Below are 24505 nucleotides of genomic sequence, written 5' to 3'. Positions count from 1 at the left end.
ATTCCCTCCATCGACCCTTCTTGTAGCGCTCATCCACGCATGGCGTGGATCTACCGTGTCGACCAAGGTCGCCACCCACCAGAGCAGAATGCCGTTCCGACAGACCAGCTTCTGCCGTTGCCGTTGAGGTTGCCGGCCAGCGGCCGGCACTACCGCGGGTGCCGGGTGCAACCCGGCCGACGCCCCCAACCCGTACAATATCCGGATGCCTCTGATTACTCTGCAGAACGTCGACTTCAGCGTCGGCGGCCCGTTGTTGCTGGAAAAGGCCGAACTGTCGATCGAGCCGGGCGAACGCATCGCCCTGATCGGCCGCAACGGCGCCGGCAAATCCACCCTGCTCAAGCTGCTGTCCGGCGACCACAAGCCCGATGACGGCGAAGTCCGCGTGCAGCAGGGCGTGCGCGTCACCCGCCTGGAGCAGGAAGTGCCACACGGCGCCGCCGGCTCGGTGTTCGACGTCGTCGCCGATGGCCTCGGCGAACTGGGCCAGTGGCTGGCCGAGTTCCACCACCTCAGCCATGCCGAGGTCTTCGACGGCGAAGCGCTCGGCAACGTGCAGGCCAAGATCGACGCCGCCAACGGCTGGGGCCTGGACCAGCGCGTCAGCGAAACCCTGACCAAGCTCGACCTCGACGGCGAGGCCGAGTTCGGCCGCCTGTCCGGCGGCATGAAGCGCCGCGTGCTGCTGGCTCGTGCGCTGGTGTCCAGCCCGGATGTGTTGCTGCTGGACGAACCGACCAACCACCTGGACATCGAAGCCATCGACTGGCTGGAAGCGTTCCTGAAGGGCTGGAGCGGCAGCGTGGTGTTCGTCACCCATGACCGTCGCTTCCTGCGTGCACTGGCCACCCGCATCGTCGAGATCGACCGCGGCCAGGTCACCAGCTGGCCGGGCGACTGGGCCAACTACGAGCGCCGTCGCGAGGAACGCCTCAATGCGCAGGCGCAGGAAAACGCCCGCTTCGACAAGCTGCTGGCGCAGGAAGAAGTCTGGATCCGCCAGGGCATCAAGGCGCGCCGTACCCGCGACGAAGGCCGCGTACGTCGCCTGAAGGCGATGCGCACTGAACGTTCGCAGCGCCGTGACCTCAGCGGCAACGTCAAGATGGAAGCCGCGCAGGGCGTCAGCTCCGGCAAGAAGGTCATCGACGTCAAGGACATTTCGTTCGCCTTCGGCGAGCGCACCATGGTCCGCGATTTCACTACCACCATCCTGCGTGGCGACCGCATCGGCCTGATCGGTCCCAACGGCAGTGGCAAGACCACGCTGCTGAAGCTGCTGCTGGGCGAACTGCAGCCGGCCAAGGGTGAGGTCAACGCCGGTACCAACCTGCAAATCGCGTATTTCGATCAGTACCGCGCGGTGCTGCGCGAAGACTGGAGCGCGATCGAGAACGTCGCCGAAGGCCGTGATTTCCTCGAGTTCAACGGCAAGCGCAAGCACGTGCATGCCTACCTGCAGGACTTCATGTTCACCCCCGAGCGCGCGCGCGCGCCGATCACCCGCCTGTCCGGCGGCGAGCGCAACCGCCTGCTGCTGGCCAAGCTGTTCGCGCAGCCGTCCAACCTGCTGGTGATGGACGAACCGACCAACGACCTCGACGTGGAAACCCTGGAGCTGCTGGAAGAGCTGCTGGGCGAGTACACCGGCACCCTGCTGCTGGTCAGCCACGACCGTGACTTCATCGACAACGTGGTGACGTCCACGCTGGTGATGGAAGGCGACGGCGTGATCGGTGAGTACGTCGGTGGCTACAGCGACTGGCAGCGCTATGCAGCCAGCGTGGCTGCGCCTGCCGCGGCCCCGGCAGCCAAGCCGGCGGCTGCTGCACCGGCCGCCACGGCCGCTGCTCCGGCTGCGCCCAAGCGCAAGCTGGCCTACAAGGAAGCGCGCGAACTGGAGCAGCTGCCGAAGACCATCGAGAAGCTGGAAGGCGATGTCGAAGGGCTGACCTCGGCGATGAACGACCCGTCGTTCTACACCCGCAGCAGTGCCGAAGTGACCGCGCACACCCAGCAGCTGGCCAAGGTGCAGGCCGAGCTGGATGCCGCGTACGCGCGCTGGGAAGAACTGGAAGGCTGAGCGTCTGCCACGGCCGTCTCGCCCGGCGGGCGGCTGTGGCTTTTGATCTGATTCCGCCTTGAAGCGAGCCGAGCACCGCAGGTCCGGCGAGGGCGAAGAGGCGCGGGTGTCTGAGCGCAGCGAGTTCCCGCGGCGTCCCTCGGTGGGCCGAGGAGCGCAGGGTACCGGTGCGTAGCATCGGCTCGCGGGCGGCGGAGCGTTTCTTTTGGTTACTTTTCTTTGCGCGCACCGCACTGCAGGAGCAGGGTGGAACGGCATAGCCGGCCCGCAGGGTGACGCACAAGGATGTGCGTCATCAAGAAAAGTAACGCCCATGAACGCATCAGATTGCAGCAGTCATGATCCGCGCAGAGCGGTCATTTGACCCCGTGCAGATCCCGCAGCTGGCTCGGCCGGCTGCCGAAATACGCGGCCAGATCGGCGATGTCCTGATCACTCAGGTCCTTCGCCTGCGGCGTCATCAGCGCATGCTGGCGGTCACCGGCGCGGTAGGCCTGCAGCGCATGCGCCAGATAATCGCCGTACTGGCCACCCAGTTTCGGATAGGTCGGATCGATCGGCGCATTGCCGTCGGCCCCGTGGCAGTCGATGCAGCTCTGGTTGGTGGCCTTGCCCTTCACCTTGGCGCGGGCTTCACCGGCGGCTTCGCGGCCTGCCGGCAGGCCAGCGGAGGACGAAGAACCGTGTTCGCCGCTGGCATGGCCCGGGTCGGCGGCGGATTTCTCGCTGTTTTCCACCTGCGACTGTGAACAGGCCGCCAGCAGCAGGGCAACGGACAGGGCGATGGCGTGACGCATCGGATGCGCGGCTTTCGACATGGGCGGGCCTTACTTGACGGTGGACAGGTAAACAGAGAGATCGGCGATCTCCTGTTCGCTGAAACTCATCGACTGCGCCTGCATCGTCGGATGCCGGCGCTTGCCCTGGCGGTACTCGGTCAGGGCCTGGGCCAGGTACTGCTGGGTCTGGCCGCCGATCTTCGGCACCCGGTAACTGGGGTAGGCGTTCTTGTAGCCGGTGATGCCGTGGCAGCCCTGGCAGGTGTAGGCCAGCACGCGGCCATTGTCGAAGTTGCCGGTGGGTGCGACGGGCGCCGGCGCAGCGGCGGGAGCCGGGGCCGGGGAGGGTGTGGCAGGAGCAGGAGCGGGCTGTGCGGCGGCCCCAAGGGGCAGGAGGACGGCCAGAGCGAGACAAGCGGCGAGCGGCTGCGGGCGCATGGTGTCGTTTCCGGGGATTCGGGTCTGGTCGTTCCGGCGTGGGGTACGGAACGCCCCGAGTATAGCCTCAGGTTTCATCTAGCTGAAATGGGGGTGGGCCGACCAGCGGCGTGAAGACACCATGACCTTTGGGATATGGTGTTGCCGTGAAGTGGTGCATTACTTTGCTACCACACCTGTCCACGCATCCTCCAGGGATCTGACGATGTCGCACCCAACCTTCCTGTCCGGCCGTCGCAGCGGAATCTGCGCTGCCGCACTGCTGATCTCCACCTCCCTGCTGCTGGGCGGTTGCGCCGCAGGGCCCAATTCCGAAGCCAAGGCTGCCGAGACCAAGGAGGAGAAGAAGGTCGACGCCGTCCCGGTCGAAGTCGCGGTGGCCAGCCATCGTGCCGTCGCGGCCAGCTACACCGGTACTGCGGCGCTGGAGCCACGCGCCGAGTCGCAGGTGGTCGCCAAGACCTCCGGCGTAGCCCTGGCGGTGCTGGTCGAGGAAGGGCAGCGGGTCACCGCCGGCCAGCCGCTGGTGCGGTTGGACCCGGACCGCGCGCGCCTGGCCGTGGCACAGAGCGAAGCGCAGATGCGCAAGCTGGAAAACAACTACCAGCGCGCACAGAAGCTGGTTGGCCAGCAGATGGTCAGCGCCGCCGATGTCGACCAGCTGCGCTACGACCTGGAAAACGTCCGCGCGCAGTACCGCCTGGCCACGCTGGAGCTGTCCTACACCACGGTGGTGGCGCCGATCTCCGGCGTGATCGCTTCGCGCTCGATCAAGACCGGCAACTTCGTGCAGATCAACACGCCGATCTTCCGCATCGTCGACAACTCGCGGCTGGAAGCCACCCTCAACGTACCCGAGCGCGAGCTGGCCACCCTGCGCGCCGGCCAGCCGGTGACGCTGGCGGCCGATGCGCTGCCGGGGCAGAGTTTCACCGGCACCGTCGATCGCATCGCGCCGGTGGTGGATTCGGGCAGCGGCACGTTTCGCGTGGTCAGCGCCTTCGACGGCGCCGCACACGCGCTGCAGCCCGGCATGTTCGGTCGCATCCGCATCGACTACGACCAGCGTGCCGATGCGCTGGTCGTACCGCGCCTGGCGTTGCTCGACGACGGTGAGCCGGCGGTGTTCCGCGTGCGCGAAGGCAAGGTCGCACGCGTTCCGGTCAAGCTGGGTTACGCCGAGGGCCCGTGGGTGGAGATCCGTGATGGCCTGGCGGCCGGTGATCAGGTGGTCACCGCCGGCAAGGTCGCCCTGCGCGACGGCACCACGGTGCAGGTGATTGCCGACCCGAAGGCGAAGACGGTCGCTGCGGCCGCCAAGCCGGCAGACAAGGCCGGGAGCAAGCAATGACCGCGCCGGGCCACGACCACGGTGCCTCGCCGGCGAGCGACGGCGCCGCCGCCAGCATGCGCGGCGGCCTGGTGGAATTCGCCACCCGCCGCCGCGTGACCATCGCCATGTGCACGGTCACGCTGCTGCTGTTCGGCCTGATCGCGCTGGGCAACCTCAAGGTCAACCTGCTGCCCGACCTGAGCTATCCGACGCTGACCGTGCGCACCGAATACACCGGTGCAGCGCCGACTGAAATCGAAACCCTGATCACCCAGCCGGTCGAAGAGGCGGTTGGCGTGGTCAAGAACCTGCGCAAGCTGAAGTCGGTCTCGCGCACCGGCCAGAGCGATGTGGTGCTGGAATTCGCCTGGGGCACCAACATGGACCAGGCCAGCCTGGAGGTGCGCGACAAGATGGAAGCGCTGAACCTGCCGCTGGAGGCCAAGGCCCCGGTGCTGCTGCGCTTCAATCCGTCCACCGAGCCGATCATGCGCCTGGTGTTGTCGAACAAGGCGGCGCCGACCAGCGATGCCGATGCGGTGCGCGAGCTGACCGGCCTGCGCCGCTATGCCGATGAAGACCTGAAGAAGAAACTGGAGCCGGTCACTGGCGTGGCAGCAGTGAAGGTCGGCGGTGGCCTGGAGGACGAGATCCAGGTCGACATCGACCAGCAGAAGCTGGCCCAGCTGAACCTGCCGATCGACACCGTCATCAAGCGCCTGAAGGACGAGAACATCAATATTTCCGGTGGCCGCCTGGAGGAGGGTTCGCAGCGCTTCCTGGTGCGTACCGTCAATCAGTTCGCCGACCTGGAGGAAATCCGCAACCTGCTGGTGACCACCCAGGCCGCCAATGGCAGCGCGGCGGATTCGGCGCTGCAGCAGATGTTCAACATCGCCGCGTCGACCGGTTCGGCGGCCGCCATCGCGGCGGCGTCGGCGGCACAGAGCGCATCGTCCGGTGGTGGCTCCAGCGTGGTTGCCAACGGCGTGCCGGTGCGCCTGAAGGACGTGGCCACGGTGCGCCAGGGCTACAAGGAGCGTGAAGCGATCATCCGCCTGGGCGGCAAGGAATCGGTCGAGCTGGCCATCTACAAGGAAGGCGACGCCAACACCGTGTCCACCGCCGAAGCGCTGCGCAAGCGCCTGGAGCAGATCAAGGGCACGTTCCCGTCGGACGTCGAGCTGACAACCATCGAGGACCAGTCGCGCTTCATCGAGCACGCCATCGCCGACGTCAAGAAGGATGCCGTGATCGGTGGCCTGCTGGCGATCCTGATCATCTTCCTGTTCCTGCGCGATGGCTGGAGCACGTTCGTGATCAGCCTGTCGTTGCCGGTCTCGATCATCGCCACGTTCTTCTTCATGGGCCAGCTCGGCCTCAGCTTGAACGTGATGTCGCTGGGTGGCCTGGCATTGGCCACCGGCCTGGTCGTGGATGACTCGATCGTGGTGCTGGAGAGCATCGCCAAGGCCCGCGAGCGTGGCCTGGGCATCCTGCAGGCGGCGATTGCCGGCACCCGCGAAGTGAGCATGGCCGTGGTCGCCTCGACCCTGACCACCATCGCGGTGTTCCTGCCGCTGGTGTTCGTCGACGGCATCGCCGGGCAGTTGTTCCGCGACCAGGCGCTGACCGTCGCGATCGCCATCGCGATCTCGCTGCTGGTGTCGATGACCCTGATCCCGATGTTGAGCTCGCTGAAGGGACGGCCGCCGCTGGCGTTCCCGGAAGAAGCGCCGAACGCAGCGTGGCAGCCGCAGAAGCGCTGGCAGAAGCCGGTGGCGCTGGGTCGCCGTGGCGTGGTCGCCAGCGTGCGCTGGAGCTTCTATGCGCTGGCCTGGCTGGTGGTGCGCCTGTGGCGCGGCGTGGTCGCGGTGATCGGCCCGGTGATGCGCAAGGCCAGCGACCTGGCGATGAAGCCCTATGCCGGCGCCGAGCGTGGCTACCTGCGCCTGCTGCCGAGTGCGCTCGCGCATCCGGGCAAGGTGCTGGGCGTGGCCGCCATCATTTTCGTAGCGACCATGGCGCTGGTGCCGATGCTTGGTGCGGACCTGATCCCGCAGCTGGCGCAGGACCGTTTCGAAATGACGGTGAAGCTGCCGGCCGGCACGCCGCTCAAGCAGACCGATGCGCTGGTGCGCGAGCTGCAGCTGGCACACGGCAAGGGCGAAGGCGTGGCCTCGCTGTATGGCGTAAGCGGCAGCGGCACCCGGCTGGATGCCAGCCCGACCGAAAGCGGTGAGAACATCGGCAAGCTGACCGTGGTGATGGAAGGCGGCGGCAATGCGCACACGGAAGCGGCGATCACCGAGCGCCTGCGCGGTACCATGAGCCAGCACCCGGGTGCCCAGGTCGACTTCGCGCGGCCGGCATTGTTCAGTTTCTCCACGCCGCTGGAAATCGAGCTGCGCGGGCAGGACATGGCCACCCTGGAAGTGGCCGGCCAGCGCCTGGCAGCGATGCTGCGCGGCAATGCCCACTACGCCGACGTGAAGTCGACGGTGGAAGAGGGCTTCCCGGAAATCCAGATCCGCTTCGACCAGGAGCGTGCCGGTGCGCTGGGCCTGACCACCCGCCAGATCGCCGACGTGGTGGTGAAGAAGGTGCGCGGCGACGTCGCCACCCGCTACAGCTTCCGCGACCGCAAGATCGACGTGCTGGTGCGTGCGCAGGAAGGCGACCGCGCCAGCGTGGAGAGCATCCGCCGGCTGATCGTCAACCCGGGCAGCACCCGCCCGGTCACGTTGGACGCGGTAGCCGACGTGGTCGCCACCACTGGCCCCAGCGAGATCCACCGGGCCGACCAGACCCGGGTGGCGGTGGTGTCGGCCAACCTGCGCGACATCGACCTCGGCGCGGCCATGCGTGAAGTGCAGCAGATGGTGGCCGAGCAGCCGCTGGGCGCGGGCGTCGGCCTGCATATCGGCGGCCAGGGCGAAGAGCTGGCGCAGGCGGCGAAGTCGCTGATCTTCGCCTTCGGCCTGGCGATCTTCCTGGTCTACCTGGTGATGGCCTCGCAGTTCGAATCGCTGCTGCACCCGTTCGTGATCCTGTTCACCATCCCGCTGGCGCTGGTCGGCGCGATCCTGGCGCTGATGCTGACCGGCAAGCCCATCTCGGTGGTGGTGTTCATCGGCCTGATCCTGCTGGTCGGCCTGGTGACCAAGAACGCGATCATCCTGATCGACAAGGTCAACCAGCTGCGCGAGGCCGGCGTGGCCAAGCACGAGGCACTGGTGGAAGGTGCGCGCTCGCGCCTGCGGCCGATCATCATGACCACCCTGTGCACGCTGTTCGGCTTCCTGCCGCTGGCGGTGGCAATGGGCGAGGGCGCCGAGGTGCGTGCACCGATGGCGATCACCGTGATCGGTGGCCTGCTGGTGTCGACGCTGCTGACCCTGCTGGTGATCCCGGTGGTGTACGACCTGATGGATCGTCGCGGCGACGCCTACTACCGTGAGCGCGGCCGCAAGCACGCCGGTGAGGGCCTGCACGGCGACGAGGGCGGCACGGCGGGTGTGGAGGAACCGGCATGAGTGTTGCCGAGTTCTCCATCCGCCGCCCGGTCACCACCATCATGTGCTTCGTGTCGCTGGTGGTGATCGGCCTGATCGCTTCGTTCCGGCTGCCGCTGGAGGCGCTGCCGGACATCTCCGCGCCGTTCCTGTTCGTGCAGATTCCGTACACCGGCTCGACCCCGGAAGAAGTGGAACGGACCATCATCCGCCCGGTCGAGGAATCGCTGGCGACGATGACCGGCATCAAGCGCATGCGCTCGTCGGCCACCTCCGAGGCGGCGCTGATCTACATCGAGTTCAGCGACTGGGACCGCGACATCGCCATTGCCGCGTCCGACGCGCGCGAGCGTATCGACGCGATCCGCAGCGACCTGCCCGACGACCTGCAGCGCTACAACGTGTTCAAGTGGTCCAGCAGTGACCAGCCCGTGTTGAAGGTGCGCCTGGCCAGCACCACCGACCTGACCACCGCCTATGACATGCTCGACCGTGAGTTCAAGCGGCGCATCGAGCGCATCCCGGGTGTGGCAAGGGTCGACATCACCGGTGCGCCGCCGAACGAGGTCGAGATCGCCATCGATCCGAACCGGCTCAACGCGCATGGGTTGAGCATCAACGAGCTGAGCGAGCGCCTGCGCACGCTGAATTTCTCGATCTCGGCCGGGCAGATCGACGACAACGGCCAGCGCGTGCGCGTGCAGCCGGTGGGCGAGATCACCGACCTGCAGGAAATGCGCGACCTGGTGATCAACGCCAAGGGCCTGCGCCTGGGCGATATCGCCGATGTCCGCCTGAAGCCGGCGAGGATGAACTACGGGCGCCGCCTGGACGGCAACCCGGCGGTGGGCCTGGATATCTTCAAGGAGCGCAGTGCCAACCTGGTGGACGTCTCGCGTGCGGCGCTGGCCGAAGTCGAGGCGATCCGCGCGCAGCCGTCCATGCGCGACGTGCAGATCAAGGTGATCGACAACCAGGGCAAGGCGGTGACGTCCTCGCTGCTGGAGCTGGCCGAGGCCGGCGCGGTTGGCCTGATCCTGTCGATCACGGTGCTGTTCTTCTTCCTGCGCCATTGGCCGTCGACGCTGATGGTGACCCTGGCCATTCCGATCTGCTTCACCATCACCCTCGGCTTCATGTACTTCGTCGGGGTGACACTGAACATCCTGACCATGATGGGCCTGCTGCTGGCGGTGGGCATGCTGGTCGACAATGCCGTGGTGGTGGTGGAGAGCATCTACCAGGAGCGCGAGCGCATGCCGGGGCAGCCACGGCTGGCCTCGATCATCGGCACCCGCAACGTGGCCATCGCGCTCAGCGCCGGTACGCTGTGCCACTGCATCGTGTTCGTGCCGAACCTGTTCGGCGAGACCAACAACATCAGCATTTTCATGGCGCAGATCGCGATCACCATCTCGGTCTCGCTGCTGGCCTCGTGGCTGGTGGCGGTCAGCCTGATCCCGATGCTGTCCGCACGCATGGCCACGCCCAAGCTGGTGCACTCGCAGACCGGCCTGATCGCGCGCCTGCAGCGGCGCTACGCGCAGCTGCTGGACTGGTCGCTGCATCACCGCGGTTGGAGCCTGTTCGGCATCCTGCTGGTGGTGCTGGTCAGCCTGGTGCCGATGAAGCTGACCAAGATCGACATGTTCGGTGGCGAGGGTGGCAAGGACATCTTCATCGGCTACATGTGGAAGGGTGCCTACACCTACCGCCAGATGTCCGAGGAAGTGGCGCGGGTGGAGAACTGGATCGACCAGAACCGCGAACGCCTGCACGTGAAGCAGGTGTACTCCTGGTACAGCGAGCAGGAAGGCAGCTCCACGGTCGTCACCCTGGACAAAAAGCACGCCAAGGACATCAAGGCGCTGCAGGAGGAACTGCGCAAGGGCCTGCCGAAGTCGGCCCGCACCGATTACTTCGTCGGCAACCAGGGCGGCGATGGCGGCGGCAGCAACCAGGGCGTGCAGGTGCAGCTGGTGGGTGATTCCAGCTCGATGCTGCAGGAGATCGGCCAGGAAGTGGTGCCGTTGCTGGCGCAGCGTGCCGAACTGCGCGACGTGCGCATCGACAACGGCGAGAAGGGCGGCGAGCTGAAGGTGCGTGTCGACCGCGAGCGCGCCGCGGCATTCGGCTTCAACGCCGAGCAGGTGGCCAGCTTCGTCGGGTTGGCGCTGCGCGGCGCACCGATGCGCGAGTTCCGCCGCGGTGACAATGAAGTGCCGGTGTGGGTGCGCTTCGCCGGCGCCGAGCAGAGTAGCCCGGAAGACCTGGCCGGTTTCAGCGTGCGCACCGGCGATGGCCGCAGCGTGCCGCTGCTGAGTCTGGTCACCGTGGACGTCGGTTCGTCGGCCACCCAGATCGGACGCACCAACCGCCAGACCACGCTGACCATCAAGGCCAACCTGGCCGAGAAGGTCACCGCACCGGACGGGCGCAAGGCGATCGAAGCCGTGCTCAAGCCGATGAACTTCCCGGCTGGTTATGGTTTCACCTTCGACGGTGGCGACTACGGCAATGATGACGAAGCCATGCAGCAGATGGTGTTCAACCTGCTGATCGCGCTGGTGATGATCTACGTGGTGATGGCGGCGGTGTTCGAGTCGCTGCTGTTCCCGGCGGCGATCATGAGCGGCGTGCTGTTCTCGATCTTCGGCGTGTTCTGGCTGTTCTGGATCACCGGTACCTCGTTCGGGATCATGTCCTTCATCGGCATCCTGGTGCTGATGGGCGTGGTGGTGAACAACGGAATCGTGATGATCGAGCACATCAACAACCTGCGGCGCAGCGGCATGGGCCGCACCCAGGCGTTGGTGGAAGGCTCACGCGAACGCCTGCGCCCGATCATGATGACCATGGGCACGGCAATCCTGGCGATGATCCCGATCTCGCTGACCGATACGCAGATGTTCGGCAATGGCCCGGAGTATTCGCCGATGGCGCGTGCGATTGCCGGCGGCCTGGCGTTCTCGACGGTGGTCAGCCTGCTGTTCCTGCCGACGATCTACGCGGTGCTCGATGACCTGCGCACTGCCGTGACGCGGCTGATCCGCCGTGCGCGCGGCCTGGAAATGGTAGCGCCGGGCGCTGCCCGGCTGTAATGCGCGACAACGTGTTGTGGTGTGGGGGAGGCCGGTCGTAGTGGGGCGGCCTCCCCCTTTTTTTTCGCCGGGCCATGCCCGGGGGGACCATCAGCCCGCCACCTTGCCCCAGACCTTGAACGTGGTCAGCCACAGGCCCAGCATGCTGCCCAGGTTGGTCAGCATGAAGGTCAGCACCACGCGGGTGACACGGTTGCGGTACCAGCCCTTCAGGCTCTGCGCATCGTCGCGCAGCTTCAGGAAGTCCTCATACGCTGGCTTGCGCAGCCGCGCTTCCACCAGTGCTGAGAACGCGCCGGTCGGGATGCTCAGGCGGAACGGCTTGAACGGGGCCACCGCGATCGCGGTGAGGATGCTCAGGGGATGGCCGCCGGCCAGCAGGCAGCCCAGGCCCGCCAGGCCGCCGGTATACATCGCCCAGGTTGCCAGCAGTTCGGTGCCCACGCCCAGGCCGCCGCGGTAGAAGCCCACGCCGATGCCGGTCGCTACGATCGCCAGGATGCCTAGCGTGAACCACGGAATGTTGCGCTTCTTCGGCACCGCCTCCAGCTCGGCACGCAGCGGCGCCGGCGCCTCGGTGTCGGTTTCCAGGTAGCGGGCCAGCCCGGCCAGGTGACCGGCACCGACCACCGCCAACACCTCACGCTGCTGCGGATCGTGTTCTTCGCGCAGGCGCGTGGCCATGTAGCGGTCACGCTCGCCGATGATGGTCTCGTACAGCGCCGGGCTCTCGCTGGCGAACTCGCCGAAGCTCGATTCCAGCATGTCGCCCTGCTTGAGCTTCTCGATCTCGTTCTCGCCCACTTCCTCGGACGAGAACAGGCCGGCGCCAAGCCCGGCGACCAGCTTCAGCTTGCCGAAGAACCCCAGCCGCTGCGAGGCACGGCGGAAGGTCAGGCCGACCTCGCGGTCGATCAGGTGCACGGGCAGGTTGCGCTCGCGCGCCAGTTCCACCGCACGCTTCAGTTCGGCACCGGGCTCGATGTCGAGCTGCTCGGCCAGGCGGCGCTGGTAGGCGGACAGAGCCAGGTTGGCGGCGAACAGGGCGACGCGGCCCTTGCGGATCACCTCGACCAGGTCGAGCTTGGCCAGTGTGTCCGGGTCGCTCAGCGCCTGCAGGCGCTGCGGATCCAGCTCGACGGCCACCGCATCGAAGCGGCCGCTGTCGATGGCCTTTTCAACGGCCTCGACGCTGGCGCGTGAGACGTGGGCGGTGCCCAGCAGGGTGTAACGCACGCCGTCGCGTTCGACGACGCGCACCGGCTGGCCGGCGAACAGGTCGTCGCCGGTTTCGGGAAGGGTTTCAGTCATGGGTTCATTCATTGGAAGGTGCGGTGTCGGCGCCATCGCCGAGCGCGCGCTGCATCTGCACGGTATCCAGCCAGCGGCCGTGCTTGCGGCCAAGGCCACGGAACACGCCCACCAGCTCGAAGCCGAAGCGTTCGTGCAGCTTGATCGACGCGGTGTTGGTCGGTTCGCCGATCACCGCCACCATCTGCCGGTAGCCACGCGTCACGCAGGCATCAATCAAGGCCTGCAGCAGGCCAGTGCCGACGCCTTTGCCTTGGAATGCGGCATCGACGTAGACCGAGTTCTCCACGGTCCACTGGTAGGCGACGCGGGTGCGGTAGGTATTGGCGTAGGCATAGCCGGCGACCTGGCCGTCGATCTCGGCGACCAGGTAGGGGAAGCCGCGATCGACGATGTCGCGCATGCGGCGCAGCATCTCGGTCGCGTCCGGGATGTCGTACTCGTAGGTGTTGACGAAGTCGGTCACTTCCACCGCATAGATCGCGGTGATCGCGTCGATGTCGGCCGGGCCGGCATCACGGATGAGGACGGCCATGCGCGGGCTCCGGCTCAGTCGATGTAGCGCTTGAGCAGGTCGCCGTAGGCATCGATGCGGCGATCACGCAGGAACGGCCAGATGCGGCGCACATGCTCGCTGCGCTGCAGGTCGACGTCGCACAGCAGCACGGTGGCGTCGGTGCCGGCCTCGGCCAGGAATTCGCCCTGCGGGCCCAGCACGTGGCTGTTGCCCCAGAACTGGATGCCCGACGCGCCCAGCGGCGAGGCTTCGTGGCCGACGCGGTTGCAGCTCAGCACCGGCAGGCCGTTGGCCACGGCGTGGCCACGGTGGCTCAGCACCCAGGCGTCGCGCTGGCGGGTCTTCTCGTCCTGCACATCGTCCGGGTCCCAGCCGATCGCGGTCGGGTACAGCAGCAGTTCGGCACCGGCCAGCGCCATCAGGCGTGCCGCTTCCGGGTACCACTGGTCCCAGCACACCAGCACGCCAAGGCGGCCCACCGACGTATCGATCGGCGTGAAGCCGATGTCGCCCGGGGTGAAGTAGAACTTCTCGTAGAAGCCCGGATCATCCGGGATGTGCATCTTGCGGTACTTGCCGAGCAGGGTACCGTCCTTCTCGAACACCACGGCGGTGTTGTGGTACAGGCCGGCAGCGCGGCGCTCGAACAGCGAGCCGACCAGCACCACGCCATGCTTCTTCGCCAGCGCGCCCAGGCGCTCGGTGCTCGGGCCCGGAATCGGCTCGGCCAGGTCGAACTCGTCCACCGACTCGTGCTGGCAGAAGTACGGGCCGTTGTGCAGTTCCTGCAGCAGCACCAGCTTGGCACCCTGGGCAGCCGCCTCGGCCACGCGTGCTTCGATCACCGCCAGGTTGGCGGCGGCATCACCGTGGTTGCGCTCCTGGATCAGGGCGACGGTAAGGGGGCTGCGCGAGTTCATGCGGGGCGTTCCTGCGGGGGAAAACCTGCATGTTAGCGCGGATGGACGGCGACGGCGTGTTGCGCGCTGAATGGGTGCTGGTAGTGCCGGCCGCTGGCCGGCAATCCCGTGGATCCATCAGGCATTGCATGGTTGCCGGCCAGCGGCCGGCACTACCGCTTACGCCTTCAACAGCCCGGCCGGCAGCTGCATGGTGATGCAGTGCAGGCTGCCGTTCTGCCAGATCAGCGAGCGGCAGGGTACCTGCACGATCTCGCGGCCCGGGTGTGCCTGGGCCAGTACATCGCGGGCCAGGTCGTCGGCCGGGTCGCCGTAGGCCGGCATCAGCACCGCGCCATTGACGATCAGGTAGTTGGCGTACGACGCAGCCAGCCGGCGGCCTTCGTCGATCACCGGCTGTGCCCACGGTAGCGGGAACAGGCGGTACGGCTGGCCATCCTTGGTGCGCAGCGCGGCCAGCTCATTGCCCATCGCCTGCAGTTCGGCGTAGTGCGAGTCGCTCTCGTCGTCGCAGGCCTGGTAGACGATGCTGTCAGCCGAGGCGAAGCGGGCGAGGGTATCGATGTGGGCGTCGGTGTCGTCGCCTTCCAGGTAGCCGTGGTCCAGCCACAGCACGCGGTCCTGCTGCAGCCAGTCGGCCAGGTCGGCGCTCAGGCTGGCGCGGTCGCGGTCCGGGTGGCGCTCGTGCAGGCACTTCCAGGTGGTCAGCAGGGTGCCTTCGCCGTCGGTCTCGATGCCGCCGCCTTCCAGCGCGAACGGAATGCTGCGCACCGGTGCGTCATTGAACACGCCGGCCTGGTCGAGCACGCCCACCAGCTGGTCATCCAGGGTGGCATCGAACTTGCCGCCCCAGCCGGTGAAGCGGAAATCCAGCAGCTGGAAACCGCCGTCGGCACGGCGCAGGGTGATCGGGCCGGAGTCGCGCAGCCAGGTATCGTCGTAGGCCGCCGTGGTGAAGTGGACCTTGTCCATGTCGATGCGGTTGGAACGCAGCCGCATCTCCGCATAGGTCTCCACATCATCGTCGGCCACGCAGATCAGCACCGGCTGGAAGCGGGTGATGGCCGCGACCAGGGCGATGTAGGTCTCTTCCACCTGGCCCAGGCGGTCGGCCCAGTCGGTGTCGGCGGTGGGCCAGGCAATCAGGACGCCGCTCTGGGCTTCCCACTCGGCAGGAAAACGAAGGGTCTGGTTCATGGTCTCGCTACACAGGCCCGCCCACGGCGGGTAAAGGGATCAACGGATCGGCGGTTTCGGGCCGATTTCGTTCGGGTCCGCCTGGTTGGCCACCACGTTGATCACCTTCTGCTTCTCGAAGTAGACGGTGAACTGCGGGTACACCCAGCGGTTGATGGTCGGCCACTGCCGCTTCTGCCCGCCACGCGGCTGCAGCTGCTCGTTGGGCGCGCCGAACTGCGCCTGCACCTGCTGCATGCTCTGGCCGCGCACGGGCACGGCACCGGCCGGCTTCTCGCGGGCACGATCGACAAGCAGGGTATCGGCCAGTGCCGGTGTGGCGGCGGCCAGGGTGGCCATCATGGCCAGGGCGGACAGGTAACGCTTCATCTCGATCTACTCCCCAGTGGTCAAGAAAGGCGATTACAGCAAAAACGGCAGGAAAAAGCCGCATAAACAAAAAACCGCCCGAAGGCGGTTTCTTGCATCGGGTCGGCCCCGCGTAGGGCCAGCCGCAGCCGGAAGGCTGTGAGGCTTAGCGCTGACGCGCCTTGAAACGCGGGTTCGACTTGCAGATGACGAAGATCTTGCCACGACGACGCACGACCTTGCAGTCACGGTGACGGGCCTTCGCCGACTTCAGGGAGGACAGGACTTTCATGGCATACCTCGGCGTAAACAGTAGTTGTTCGGGTGGAGCGTGGCCGCGATATGCGAAAGACAATCGGCAGTTGACGCTCGTTCAAGCCCGCCATTCTACCGGGCTTTTCCTCATGGTTTCAAGTGGTTGCACAAAAGATCCCGCTGGGGGCGTCTGGCAGGGGCTAGAATGGCCTCTTCACACGCTCTGGGACCCCCATGAATCCACTCGCTCCCGTCCTGACCATCGACGGCCCATCCGGGGCCGGCAAGGGTACCATCAGCCGCATCATCGCGCGCAGGATGGGCTGGCATTACCTGGATTCGGGCGCGCTGTACCGGGCAGTGGGCGTCGCCGCAAGCTGGGCCGACATCGATACCTCCGACGCCTCGGCGCTGGTCCGCTGCACCTTCGACACCCACGTTCAGTTTGTCGAGCAGGGTGATGCCATGCGGGTCATGGTCAACGGCACCGATGCCACCGACGAACTGCGCCTGGAGACCACCGGTGCGCTGGCCTCGGCCATTGCTGCCATTCCGGAGGTCCGGGCTGCCCTGAAGGAGCGCCAGCGCGCATTCAGGGAGCTGCCGGGGCTGGTTGCCGATGGCCGCGACATGGGCACGGTGATCTTCCCGGACGCCTCCTACAAGGTCTTCCTGACCGCCAGTGCCGAGGAGCGCGCCGAGCGCCGGCATAAGCAGTTGAAAGACAAGGGGGTTTCTGTTAACTTTGATGACCTCCTGCGCGAGATCATGGCCCGCGACGCCCGTGATGCTCAGCGTACCGTGGCGCCCCTGAAGCCGGCAGACGATGCTGTCCTCATCGACACCACAGGCATCGGCATCGATGATGTCGTTGCCAGAGTGATGGATCTGCTTCCGGTTCCGGCTGCCTGATCCGTTCGCGCGGGAGCGCTGCCAGCAGCATCGGCGGTGGTCGCGCATAGCAGTGCTGTACCAGCTCCGTCGCGCAATGATGCGTGGCGGTTTTCCTACTACACACGACCTGCTTTTCCGGGGTCGACCAACAGGCGGGCGGTCGCCATTCCCCTGAAGGGGACGCCACCGACCCATGTGTCCAACAGAGTAAATCTAATGACCGAATCATTTGCCGAACTGTTTGAAGCCAGCCAGGCCAACCTGGCCAAGCTGAAGCCGGGCGCCATCGTCAGCGGTACCGTTGTTGAAGTCCGCGGCGACGTCGTGGTGATCAACGCTGGCCTGAAGTCCGAAGGCATCGTGCCGATCGAACAGTTCCGTAACGACGCTGGCGAAATCGACGTCGCCGAAGGCGACATCGTCAAGGTCGCCCTCGACTCGATCGAGAACGGCTTCGGCGAAACCGTCCTGTCGCGCGAGAAGGCCAAGCGCGCGATGGTGTGGGACGAGCTGGAAGAAGCGTTGGAAAAGAACGAAACCATCACCGGCCGCATCAGCGGCAAGGTCAAGGGTGGTTTCACCGTGGACATCAAGGATGTCCGCGCCTTCCTGCCGGGTTCCCTGGTCGATGTGCGCCCGGTGCGCGATCCGGCCTACCTGGAAGGCAAGGAACTCGAGTTCAAGCTCATCAAGCTGGACCGCAAGCGTAACAACGTCGTGGTCTCGCGCCGCGCTGTCGTCGAAAGCGAGCACTCGGAAGAGCGCGAGCAGCTGATGGACAAGCTGCAGGAAGGCGCGATCCTGAAGGGTGTCGTCAAGAACCTGACCGACTACGGTGCATTCGTGGACCTGGGCGGTATCGACGGCCTGCTGCACATCACCGACATGGCGTGGAAGCGCGTGCGTCACCCGTCGGAAGTCGTGAACGTCGGCGACGAGCTGGACGTCCGCGTGCTGAAGTTCGACCGCGAGCGCAACCGCGTTTCGCTGGGCCTGAAGCAGCTGGGCGAGGATCCGTGGGACAACATCGGCCGTCGTTACCCGGCCAACAGCCGCGTCTTCGGCAAGGTCTCCAACGTCACCGATTACGGTGCGTTCGTTGAGATCGAGCCGGGCGTCGAAGGCCTGGTGCACGTCTCCGAGATGGATTGGACCAACAAGAACGTCAACCCGTCCAAGGTTGTCCAGGTTGGTGATGAAGTCGAAGTGATGGTGCTGGACGTCGATGAAGAGCGTCGCCGTATCTCGCTGGGCATGAAGCAGGTTGCCGCCAATCCGTGGGAAACCTTCGCTGCCACCCACAAGAAGGGTGACAAGGTGTCGGGCCAGATCAAGTCGATCACCGACTTCGGCATCTTCATCGGCCTGGACGGCGGCATCGACGGCCTGGTCCACCTGTCCGACATCAGCTGGAACACCACCGGCGAAGACGTCGTTCGCAACTTCAAGAAGGGCGATACCCTGGACGCCGTCGTCCTGGCTGTCGATCCGGAGCGCGAGCGCATCTCCCTGGGCGTGAAGCAGCTGGAGCAGGATCCGTTCGGCCAGTACATGGCTGCCAATCCGAAGGGCTCCAAGGTTGAAGGCGTGGTGAAGGAAGTCGACGCCAAGGGCGCGATCATCGAGCTGGCTGACGGCATCGAAGGTTACGTCTCGGCCCGCGACATCGCCAACGAGCGCGTTGACGACGCCACCCAGCACCTGAAGGTCGGCGACAAGGTCGAAGCCAAGTTCGTGGGCATGGACCGCAAGGGCCGTACCCTGCAGCTGTCGATCAAGGCCAAGGACGACGCGGAAATGCGCGAAGTGCTGGAGGAATACCAGTCCTCTTCGGCTTCCAGCGGCACCACCCAGCTGGGCGCGCTGCTGCGTGCACAGCTGAACGGCAACAAGTCCGAGTAATCGGCCTTACGCTGTTCGTTGTTTCCTGGACGGCCCGGGCATTGCCCGGGCCGTTTCAGGCTGAGATGCCCCTGATGTGAGCCGGTAATGACCAAATCCGAACTGATCGAAATCCTTGCGCGCCGCCAGGCGCACCTGAAGGCCGATGATGTCGATCTGGCGGTGAAGTCGTTGCTGGAAATGATGGGCGGATCGCTGGCCGCCGGGGATCGCATCGAAATCCGCGGTTTTGGCAGCTTCTCGCTGCACTATCGTCCGCCGCGCCTGGGCCGCAACCCGAAGACCGGCGAATCGGTTGCCCTGCCGGGCAAGCATGTCCCCCATTTCAAGCCGGGCAAGGAACTGCGCGAGCGGGTCAGCAGTGTGCTGCCGCTGGACGCCGATCCGGCCTGAGCCTTCCGTCGCGCCACCGCGTGCGAATCCAGCCGCGAGTCGGATAAGCTACGGACTCCTGCCACTGGAGCTGTTGCATGAAGGTTTTTCGTCTGCTGGTCCTGCTGGCGGTGCTGATCCTTGGATTGATCATCGGTGCGGTCAACATGACCGCGATGTCGATCAACCTGCTGTTTACCCAACTGCACACCTCGGTGGGCGTGGCCCTGATCGCCGCGCTGCTGGTCGGTGTCGTGGTCGGTGCCGGGCTGGTGCTGGTGAGCGTGGTCATTCCGCTCTATGGCCAGCTGCGCCGCGCCAACAAGTCCGCTGTCGCCTCGCCGGCACCGGTTGCTTCCCCCCAATCTTTTGATGGACGTTGATCGAAGATGGATTTCGTCACCGAGTGGTTCTGGTTCTTCCTGTTCGTTCCGCTGGCCGCCCTGGCCGGGTGGGTGATCGGACGGCGTGGTGGTCAACGCCACGGTGACAGCCAGGTCAGCCGCCTGTCGAGCACCTATTTCCGTGGCCTGAACTACCTGCTCAACGAGCAGCCGGACAAGGCCATCGAACTGTTCCTGCACATCGCCGAGCTGGACAAGGAAACCTTCGAGACCCAGGTCGCGCTGGGCCATCTGTTCCGCCGCCGTGGTGAAGTCGACCGCGCCATCCGCCTGCACCAGGGGCTGGTCAATCGCCATGACCTGAGTGATGCGCAGCGCGTACAGGCCCTGCTGGCCCTGGGCGAGGACTACATGAAGTCCGGCCTGCTGGATCGCGCCGAGACCGTGTTCACCGAGCTGGCGCAGCTGGATCAGCGTGCACCGCAGGCGCTCAAGCACCTGATCGGCATCTATCAGGCCGAACGCGACTGGGAAAAGGCGATCGACAACGCGACCCGTTTCGAGGACGTCACCGGCGAGCCGATGGGCAAGCTGATCGGGCAGTTCGAATGCGAACTGGCCGAACGTTTCCGTGGCGCCGGCAAGCTGGAAGAGGCGAGGGCGGCGATCGCCCGGGCCTACCAGGCCGACGCGATGTCGGTGCGCGCCGGCATCATCGAGGGCCGGCTGGAAACCGACGCGGGCAATCCCGAGGCCGCCGTCCGCGCCTTCGAGCGTGCCGCGCGCAACGACCCCGAATACCTGCCGGAACTGCTGCCGGCGCTGATGCAGAACTATCGCAAGGTTGGCGATCTGGCAGGCGCACGCGCGTTCCTGTCGGAGATGACCGAGCACTACCGCGGAATCGCCCCGGTACTGGCGCTGACCCGGCTGATGGAAGAGCAGGAAGGCGTGGCGCCGGCCCGTGCCTACCTCGGCCGCCAGCTCAAGGATCGCCCGTCGGTCCGTGGCGAATCCGCGCTGATCGACCTGACCCTCGCCGAGGGAGCCGATTCCACCGCCACCCTGCATGACCTCAAGCACATCACCGACCAGCTGCTGGTGCGCAACCCGGCCTATCGCTGCACGCGCTGCGGCTTCGGTGCGCGTACCCACCACTGGCAGTGTCCGAGCTGCAAGGAGTGGGGGACGGTCAAGCCGCTGCTGAACTACGCGGTGCTCTGATCCATGCCCTGGCTTGTAATGGGCGCGCTGCTGGGGCTCGCCCTGCTGAGTGCGTTGCTGACCTGGGCTGCACGCGGCTATGCGCTGCGCCAGCAGTTGATGGACCAGCCCGGCGAACGCCGCAGCCATAGCGTCGCCACCCCACGCGGTGGCGGCATCGCCATCGTCATCAGCCTGCTGGTGACTGCCGGCGTGGCCATCTGGGCCTGGCCCGAAAGCACGCCGACGGTGCTGGTGGCCAGCCTTGGGCTGGTGCTGGTGGCCGGCATCGGCTGGTGGGACGATCACAGGCCCCTGCCGGCGATGCGTCGCCTGCTGGTGCATTTCATCGCCGCAGCGCTGCTGGCCGGCCTGGTCAAGATGAATGGTGGCAGCTGGCTGCTGGCGGTGCTGGTGCTGCTGTTCACCGCCTCGCTGATCAACATCTGGAATTTCATGGACGGCATCAATGGCATTGCTGCCAGCCAGGCCGTCGTGGCGATGCTGGGGCTGGCGCCGGTGCTGCCGTGGCCGTACTCGCTGGCCGCCGTGGCCCTGGGCCTGGCCTGCCTTGGATTCCTGCCGTTCAACTTCCCTCGGGCCCGGATCTTCATGGGCGATGTCGGAAGCGGCGCGCTGGGGTATGCGGTCGCCGCCGTGCTGGCGCTCGCCAGCGTGCGCACCGATATCAACTGGATCCTGCTGCTGGTGCCGGTTTCGCCGTTCCTCGTGGACGCCGGCTTCACACTGCTGGCGCGCATCATTTCCGGACAACGCTGGATGGAACCCCATACCCAGCACGTCTACCAGCGCGCGGTGCAGGCAGGAGCCAGTCACCCCCAGGTGACAGGGATGTACTTTGCTTTGGGCCTGTTCAGTATTACAGTGTTCAATGTCTGCTCCAATTTGCAGCCGAGGTGGGAGGCTGCCGTGGCGATCACGTGGTTCATCGCGTTGAGCGTCCTCTGGCTCCTCCTGCGCAATGGAATGCGCCACCGACAAGGAAATACCTGACTTATGGCTTCACCCTGGCGGGACAGAATCCTCGGCCTGATGCCGCGTTCGGCCATCGTCTGCCACGACCTCTTCATGGTCTGGGCATGCTGGCAGTTGCTCCATGCAGGGCGCTACTCGATCCTGCCCAACGCCCCGGCACTGCCCCTGTGGAACGTCGATACCACCCTGGTCCTGTTGCTGCAGGGCCTGGTGTTCTGGCGCGTGGGCCTGTACCGCGGCCTGTGGCGGTTCGCCAGCGTCAGCGACCTGCTGAACATCTTCAAGGCCAGCTTCATCGGCATGGTGGCGATCGTCCTGGTGCTGATGTGGAAGCGCTTCGACGGCGTGCCGATGTCGGTGCTGGTGATCTATCCGTTCGCGCTGTCGGCACTGCTCGGCGCGCCGCGCCTGCTGTACCGCGCCTGGAAGGACTACCAGGCACTGCAGTCCGATTCCAGCGCCCGCCGCGTGCTGATCCTCGGCGCCGGCCAGGCTGCCGAAACCCTGGTGCGCGACCTGCGCCGTTCCGGCAACTTCGAGCCGGTCGGCCTGCTCGACGATGCACCGCACCTGCGTGGTGCCAAGCTGCAGGGCCTGCCGATCCTCGGCACCCTGGATGACGCGCCGACGGTGGTCCGCGAGACTGCTGCAAAGCTGCTGGTCATTGCCATGCCGTCGCTGGACGCCGCGGGCATGCAGCGTGTCGTCGCGATTTGCGAAAGCACCGGCGTGCCGTTCCGTACCGTGCCCAAGCTCAGTGACATCCTGCAGGGCCAGTCGCTGCCGGGCCAGTTGAAGGAAGTGGCGATCGAGGATCTGCTGGGCCGCAAGCCGATCATGCCGGACTGGAACCTGATCCGCGGCTGGTTGGGCGGGCGCACCGTGATGGTCACCGGTGCCGGTGGTTCGATCGGCTCGGAGCTGTGTCGCCAGTGCGCGCGGCATGGCGCCGGTCGCATCATCCTGCTGGAGATCAGTGAACTGCTGTTGCTGACCATCGAAGGCGAGCTGCGTCGCAGCTTCCCCGATGTCGAGATCGAGGCAGTGCTGGGCGATTGTGGTGACCCGGCGGTGATCCGCCATGCGCTGTCGCTGCACCCGGTCGATACGGCTTTCCATGCGGCCGCCTACAAGCATGTACCGGTGCTGGAGCGCCAGCTGCGCGAAGCGGTGCGCAACAACATCCTGGCGACCGAGAATGTGGCCCGCGCCTGCCTGGAAGCGCGCGTGGAGCATTTCGTGTTCATCTCCACCGACAAGGCGGTCGACCCGGTCAATGCGCTGGGTGCCAGCAAGCGCTACGCCGAGATGATCTGCCAGAGCCTGGACCAGAAGTCCACGCATACCCGTTTCGTCACGGTGCGCTTCGGCAACGTGCTGGCGTCGGCTGGCAGCGTGGTGCCGCTGTTCCGCGAGCAGATCCTGCGTGGCGGGCCGGTCACTGTCACCGACCCGGAAGTCAGCCGTTACTTCATGACCATCCCCGAGGCCTGTCAGCTGATTCTGCAGGCGGCCGCCTCGGCGTCGCATGGCGCGATCTACACCCTCGACATGGGCGAGCCGGTGCCGATCCGCGTGCTGGCCGAACAGATGATCCGCCTGACCGGCAAGCAGCCGTACAAGGATATCCAGATCATCTATACCGGCCTGCGTCCGGGCGAGAAGCTGCACGAGACGCTGTTCTATTCGGACGAAGACTACCGCTCGACCGCGCACCCGAAGATTCTCGAGGCCGGCGTGCGTACATTCTCTCGGGATATGGTGCTGGGCAACGTCCCACGCCTGCGTGAGGCGATTGCCAGCTACGACACCGCCAGCATCCAGGAAATCCTGTTTGCGACGATGCCGGAGTTCTCGCCAATCGAACAGGATGCTTACATTTCATCCGCTAAAGTCGTGCCTTTTCCGGCACGTGAGGCCAACAGGCACCAATGAGCAAGCGAATTCGCAAAGCAGTTTTCCCGGTGGCAGGGCTGGGGACGCGTTTTTTGCCAGCAACCAAGACTGTGCCGAAGGAGATGCTGCCGATCATTGATCGGCCGCTGATCCAGTACGCCGTGGATGAGGCGATCGAAGCCGGCTGCGACACGCTGGTGTTCATCACCAACCGCTACAAGCACGCGGTCGCCGACTATTTCGACAAGGCCTACGAGCTGGAGCAGAAGCTCGAGCGCGCTGGCAAGCAGGAACAGCTGGAGTTGATCCGGCACGTGCTGCCCAACGGCGTCCGCGCGATCTTTGTCACGCAGGCCGAGGCCCTGGGCCTGGGGCACGCGGTGCTGTGTGCCAAGGCGGTGATCGGCGACGAGCCCTTCGCCGTGCTGCTGCCCGACGACCTGATCTGGAACCGCGGTGCCGGCGCGCTGAAGCAGATGGCCGACCTCAACGAAGCCAGTGGCGCCAGCGTGATCGCGGTTGAAGACGTGCCGCACGAGAAGACTGCCAGCTACGGCATCGTCGCCACCGAGGCATTCGATGGCCGCAAGGGCCGTATTTCGCAGATCGTCGAGAAGCCGAAGCCGGAGGACGCGCCGAGCGACCTGGCCGTGGTCGGCCGTTACGTGCTCAGCCCGAAGATCTTCGAGCTGCTGGAGCAGACCGGCAGCGGTGCCGGCGGCGAGATCCAGTTGACCGATGCGATCGCGCAGCTGCTGAAGACCGAAGAGGTCGATGCCTACCGCTTCGAGGGCACCCGCTTCGACTGCGGCACGCATCTGGGGCTGGTGGAGGCGACGATCCGCTTCGCGCTGGACAACCCGAAGCTGGCGGGCCCGGCGCGGGAGAAGCTGGCGGCGATGTTGGCGGAGTAAGGTTTATCAAGCGCTCCGCCAGCGCCTTCCTGCCAAAGTGGGGGAGGCGCGGGCAGGCCGCTGCAGGACACGCCGTAAACCCCCCTCCGGGGTCCGGCCCAGCCGCTGGCGGCTGTGCGTTCGGGCGCTTGCGAAGCAGTGCTTCGCAAGCAAAGCGCCCTCACCCATGGGGGCTCGATGGCGC

At 66.0% G+C, this 24505-nt stretch carries 20 protein-coding genes; 12 read left to right on the top strand and 8 right to left on the bottom strand.

What is annotated here, in order from left to right; all coding sequences use genetic code 11:
- The first annotated feature begins 205 nt into the window (after positions 1-205).
- A complete protein-coding gene (locus tag ACXI0D_RS20690) occupies positions 206-2086 on the top strand; it encodes an ATP-binding cassette domain-containing protein (RefSeq protein ID WP_101765312.1) in 1881 nt (626 codons plus the stop codon).
- A 356-nt stretch (positions 2087-2442) separates the two neighbouring features.
- Here the strand turns inward: ACXI0D_RS20690 and ACXI0D_RS20685 are convergent, their stop codons facing one another.
- A complete protein-coding gene (locus ACXI0D_RS20685) occupies positions 2443-2904 on the bottom strand; it encodes a c-type cytochrome (RefSeq protein WP_005416218.1) in 462 nt (153 codons plus the stop codon).
- 9 nt (positions 2905-2913) lie between these two features.
- Complete coding sequence (locus ACXI0D_RS20680; RefSeq protein WP_049442797.1) at positions 2914-3303, bottom strand: c-type cytochrome; 390 nt, start codon at positions 3301-3303, stop codon at positions 2914-2916.
- 205 nt (positions 3304-3508) lie between these two features.
- Here ACXI0D_RS20680 and ACXI0D_RS20675 point away from each other — a divergent pair, with 205 nt between their 5' ends.
- From ACXI0D_RS20675 to ACXI0D_RS20665, 3 genes are read left to right on the top strand one after another with little or no spacing between them, the layout of a single operon-like run.
- A complete protein-coding gene (locus ACXI0D_RS20675) occupies positions 3509-4654 on the top strand; it encodes an efflux RND transporter periplasmic adaptor subunit (RefSeq protein ID WP_014036886.1) in 1146 nt (381 codons plus the stop codon).
- Positions 4651-8172, top strand: coding sequence for an efflux RND transporter permease subunit (locus tag ACXI0D_RS20670; RefSeq protein ID WP_182474447.1), 3522 nt, complete (start codon positions 4651-4653; stop codon positions 8170-8172). Before ACXI0D_RS20675 ends, ACXI0D_RS20670 begins: the two co-directional genes overlap by 4 nt.
- Complete coding sequence (locus ACXI0D_RS20665; protein ID WP_479643087.1) at positions 8169-11252, top strand: efflux RND transporter permease subunit; 3084 nt, start codon at positions 8169-8171, stop codon at positions 11250-11252. The genes ACXI0D_RS20670 and ACXI0D_RS20665 overlap by 4 nt, the downstream gene beginning before the upstream one ends.
- 90 nt (positions 11253-11342) lie before the next feature.
- On the opposite strand, the gene ACXI0D_RS20660 is transcribed toward ACXI0D_RS20665, so the two are convergent.
- The 6 genes from ACXI0D_RS20660 to ykgO form a co-directional block, all read right to left on the bottom strand.
- On the bottom strand, positions 11343-12563 hold the full coding sequence (locus ACXI0D_RS20660) for a TraB/GumN family protein (protein WP_101765314.1): 1221 nt from the start codon (positions 12561-12563) through the stop codon (positions 11343-11345).
- A gap of 4 nt (positions 12564-12567) precedes the next feature.
- On the bottom strand, positions 12568-13098 hold the full coding sequence (locus tag ACXI0D_RS20655) for a GNAT family N-acetyltransferase (RefSeq protein WP_049442793.1): 531 nt from the start codon (positions 13096-13098) through the stop codon (positions 12568-12570).
- Positions 13099-13112: 14 nt separating this feature from the next.
- Entirely contained in the window at positions 13113-14000 is an 888-nt protein-coding gene (locus tag ACXI0D_RS20650) for a carbon-nitrogen hydrolase (protein WP_049442792.1), read from the bottom strand.
- A 159-nt stretch (positions 14001-14159) separates the two neighbouring features.
- Positions 14160-15197, bottom strand: coding sequence for an agmatine deiminase family protein (locus ACXI0D_RS20645; RefSeq protein WP_032130076.1), 1038 nt, complete (start codon positions 15195-15197; stop codon positions 14160-14162).
- Positions 15198-15236: 39 nt separating this feature from the next.
- On the bottom strand, positions 15237-15539 hold the full coding sequence (locus tag ACXI0D_RS20640; RefSeq protein WP_424143753.1) for a hypothetical protein: 303 nt from the start codon (positions 15537-15539) through the stop codon (positions 15237-15239).
- A gap of 172 nt (positions 15540-15711) precedes the next feature.
- Entirely contained in the window at positions 15712-15837 is a 126-nt protein-coding gene (gene ykgO / locus ACXI0D_RS20635; RefSeq protein WP_005409283.1) for a type B 50S ribosomal protein L36, read from the bottom strand.
- 197 nt (positions 15838-16034) lie between these two features.
- Here ykgO and cmk point away from each other — a divergent pair, with 197 nt between their 5' ends.
- The 8 genes from cmk (at position 16035) to galU (ending at position 24321) form a co-directional block, all read left to right on the top strand.
- Complete coding sequence (cmk, locus tag ACXI0D_RS20630) at positions 16035-16712, top strand: (d)CMP kinase (RefSeq protein ID WP_014036894.1); 678 nt, start codon at positions 16035-16037, stop codon at positions 16710-16712.
- Between the two features lie 198 nt (positions 16713-16910).
- Positions 16911-18596, top strand: a complete 1686-nt coding sequence (rpsA, locus tag ACXI0D_RS20625) for a 30S ribosomal protein S1 (RefSeq protein WP_005416230.1) — start codon at positions 16911-16913, stop codon at positions 18594-18596.
- Positions 18597-18683: 87 nt separating this feature from the next.
- Positions 18684-18989, top strand: a complete 306-nt coding sequence (locus ACXI0D_RS20620) for an integration host factor subunit beta (RefSeq protein WP_049445746.1) — start codon at positions 18684-18686, stop codon at positions 18987-18989.
- Positions 18990-19066: 77 nt separating this feature from the next.
- A complete protein-coding gene (locus ACXI0D_RS20615) occupies positions 19067-19351 on the top strand; it encodes a lipopolysaccharide assembly protein LapA domain-containing protein (RefSeq protein ID WP_014036895.1) in 285 nt (94 codons plus the stop codon).
- 6 nt (positions 19352-19357) lie between these two features.
- Entirely contained in the window at positions 19358-20536 is a 1179-nt protein-coding gene (gene lapB, locus ACXI0D_RS20610) for a lipopolysaccharide assembly protein LapB (RefSeq protein WP_005416232.1), read from the top strand.
- Positions 20537-20539: 3 nt separating this feature from the next.
- On the top strand, positions 20540-21529 hold the full coding sequence (locus ACXI0D_RS20605) for an MraY family glycosyltransferase (protein ID WP_049445748.1): 990 nt from the start codon (positions 20540-20542) through the stop codon (positions 21527-21529).
- Positions 21530-21532: 3 nt separating this feature from the next.
- The gene (locus ACXI0D_RS20600; RefSeq protein ID WP_049445750.1) at positions 21533-23446 is read left to right on the top strand and encodes a polysaccharide biosynthesis protein; all 1914 of its coding nucleotides are present in this window, start codon (positions 21533-21535) and stop codon (positions 23444-23446) included.
- Entirely contained in the window at positions 23443-24321 is an 879-nt protein-coding gene (gene galU, locus ACXI0D_RS20595; RefSeq protein ID WP_049445751.1) for a UTP--glucose-1-phosphate uridylyltransferase GalU, read from the top strand. Before ACXI0D_RS20600 ends, galU begins: the two co-directional genes overlap by 4 nt.
- Positions 24322-24505 lie beyond the last annotated feature (184 nt).

It is taken from the genome of Stenotrophomonas sp. C9D9 (assembly GCF_056491205.1).
Note: the sequence above shows the minus strand (reverse complement) of the source record. Positions and strands in the feature narration are given on the sequence as shown.

Coding starts and splice junctions, on each gene's coding strand:
- ACXI0D_RS20690 (WP_101765312.1), top strand. CDS start 206: ATGCCTCTGATTACTCTGCAGAACGTCGACTTCAGCGTCGGCGGCCCG.
- ACXI0D_RS20685 (WP_005416218.1), bottom strand. CDS start 2,904: ATGTCGAAAGCCGCGCATCCGATGCGTCACGCCATCGCCCTGTCCGTT.
- ACXI0D_RS20680 (WP_049442797.1), bottom strand. CDS start 3,303: ATGCGCCCGCAGCCGCTCGCCGCTTGTCTCGCTCTGGCCGTCCTCCTG.
- ACXI0D_RS20675 (WP_014036886.1), top strand. CDS start 3,509: ATGTCGCACCCAACCTTCCTGTCCGGCCGTCGCAGCGGAATCTGCGCT.
- ACXI0D_RS20670 (WP_182474447.1), top strand. CDS start 4,651: ATGACCGCGCCGGGCCACGACCACGGTGCCTCGCCGGCGAGCGACGGC.
- ACXI0D_RS20665 (WP_479643087.1), top strand. CDS start 8,169: ATGAGTGTTGCCGAGTTCTCCATCCGCCGCCCGGTCACCACCATCATG.
- ACXI0D_RS20660 (WP_101765314.1), bottom strand. CDS start 12,563: ATGACTGAAACCCTTCCCGAAACCGGCGACGACCTGTTCGCCGGCCAG.
- ACXI0D_RS20655 (WP_049442793.1), bottom strand. CDS start 13,098: ATGGCCGTCCTCATCCGTGATGCCGGCCCGGCCGACATCGACGCGATC.
- ACXI0D_RS20650 (WP_049442792.1), bottom strand. CDS start 14,000: ATGAACTCGCGCAGCCCCCTTACCGTCGCCCTGATCCAGGAGCGCAAC.
- ACXI0D_RS20645 (WP_032130076.1), bottom strand. CDS start 15,197: ATGAACCAGACCCTTCGTTTTCCTGCCGAGTGGGAAGCCCAGAGCGGC.
- ACXI0D_RS20640 (WP_424143753.1), bottom strand. CDS start 15,539: ATGATGGCCACCCTGGCCGCCGCCACACCGGCACTGGCCGATACCCTG.
- ykgO (WP_005409283.1), bottom strand. CDS start 15,837: ATGAAAGTCCTGTCCTCCCTGAAGTCGGCGAAGGCCCGTCACCGTGAC.
- cmk (WP_014036894.1), top strand. CDS start 16,035: ATGAATCCACTCGCTCCCGTCCTGACCATCGACGGCCCATCCGGGGCC.
- rpsA (WP_005416230.1), top strand. CDS start 16,911: ATGACCGAATCATTTGCCGAACTGTTTGAAGCCAGCCAGGCCAACCTG.
- ACXI0D_RS20620 (WP_049445746.1), top strand. CDS start 18,684: ATGACCAAATCCGAACTGATCGAAATCCTTGCGCGCCGCCAGGCGCAC.
- ACXI0D_RS20615 (WP_014036895.1), top strand. CDS start 19,067: ATGAAGGTTTTTCGTCTGCTGGTCCTGCTGGCGGTGCTGATCCTTGGA.
- lapB (WP_005416232.1), top strand. CDS start 19,358: ATGGATTTCGTCACCGAGTGGTTCTGGTTCTTCCTGTTCGTTCCGCTG.
- ACXI0D_RS20605 (WP_049445748.1), top strand. CDS start 20,540: ATGCCCTGGCTTGTAATGGGCGCGCTGCTGGGGCTCGCCCTGCTGAGT.
- ACXI0D_RS20600 (WP_049445750.1), top strand. CDS start 21,533: ATGGCTTCACCCTGGCGGGACAGAATCCTCGGCCTGATGCCGCGTTCG.
- galU (WP_049445751.1), top strand. CDS start 23,443: ATGAGCAAGCGAATTCGCAAAGCAGTTTTCCCGGTGGCAGGGCTGGGG.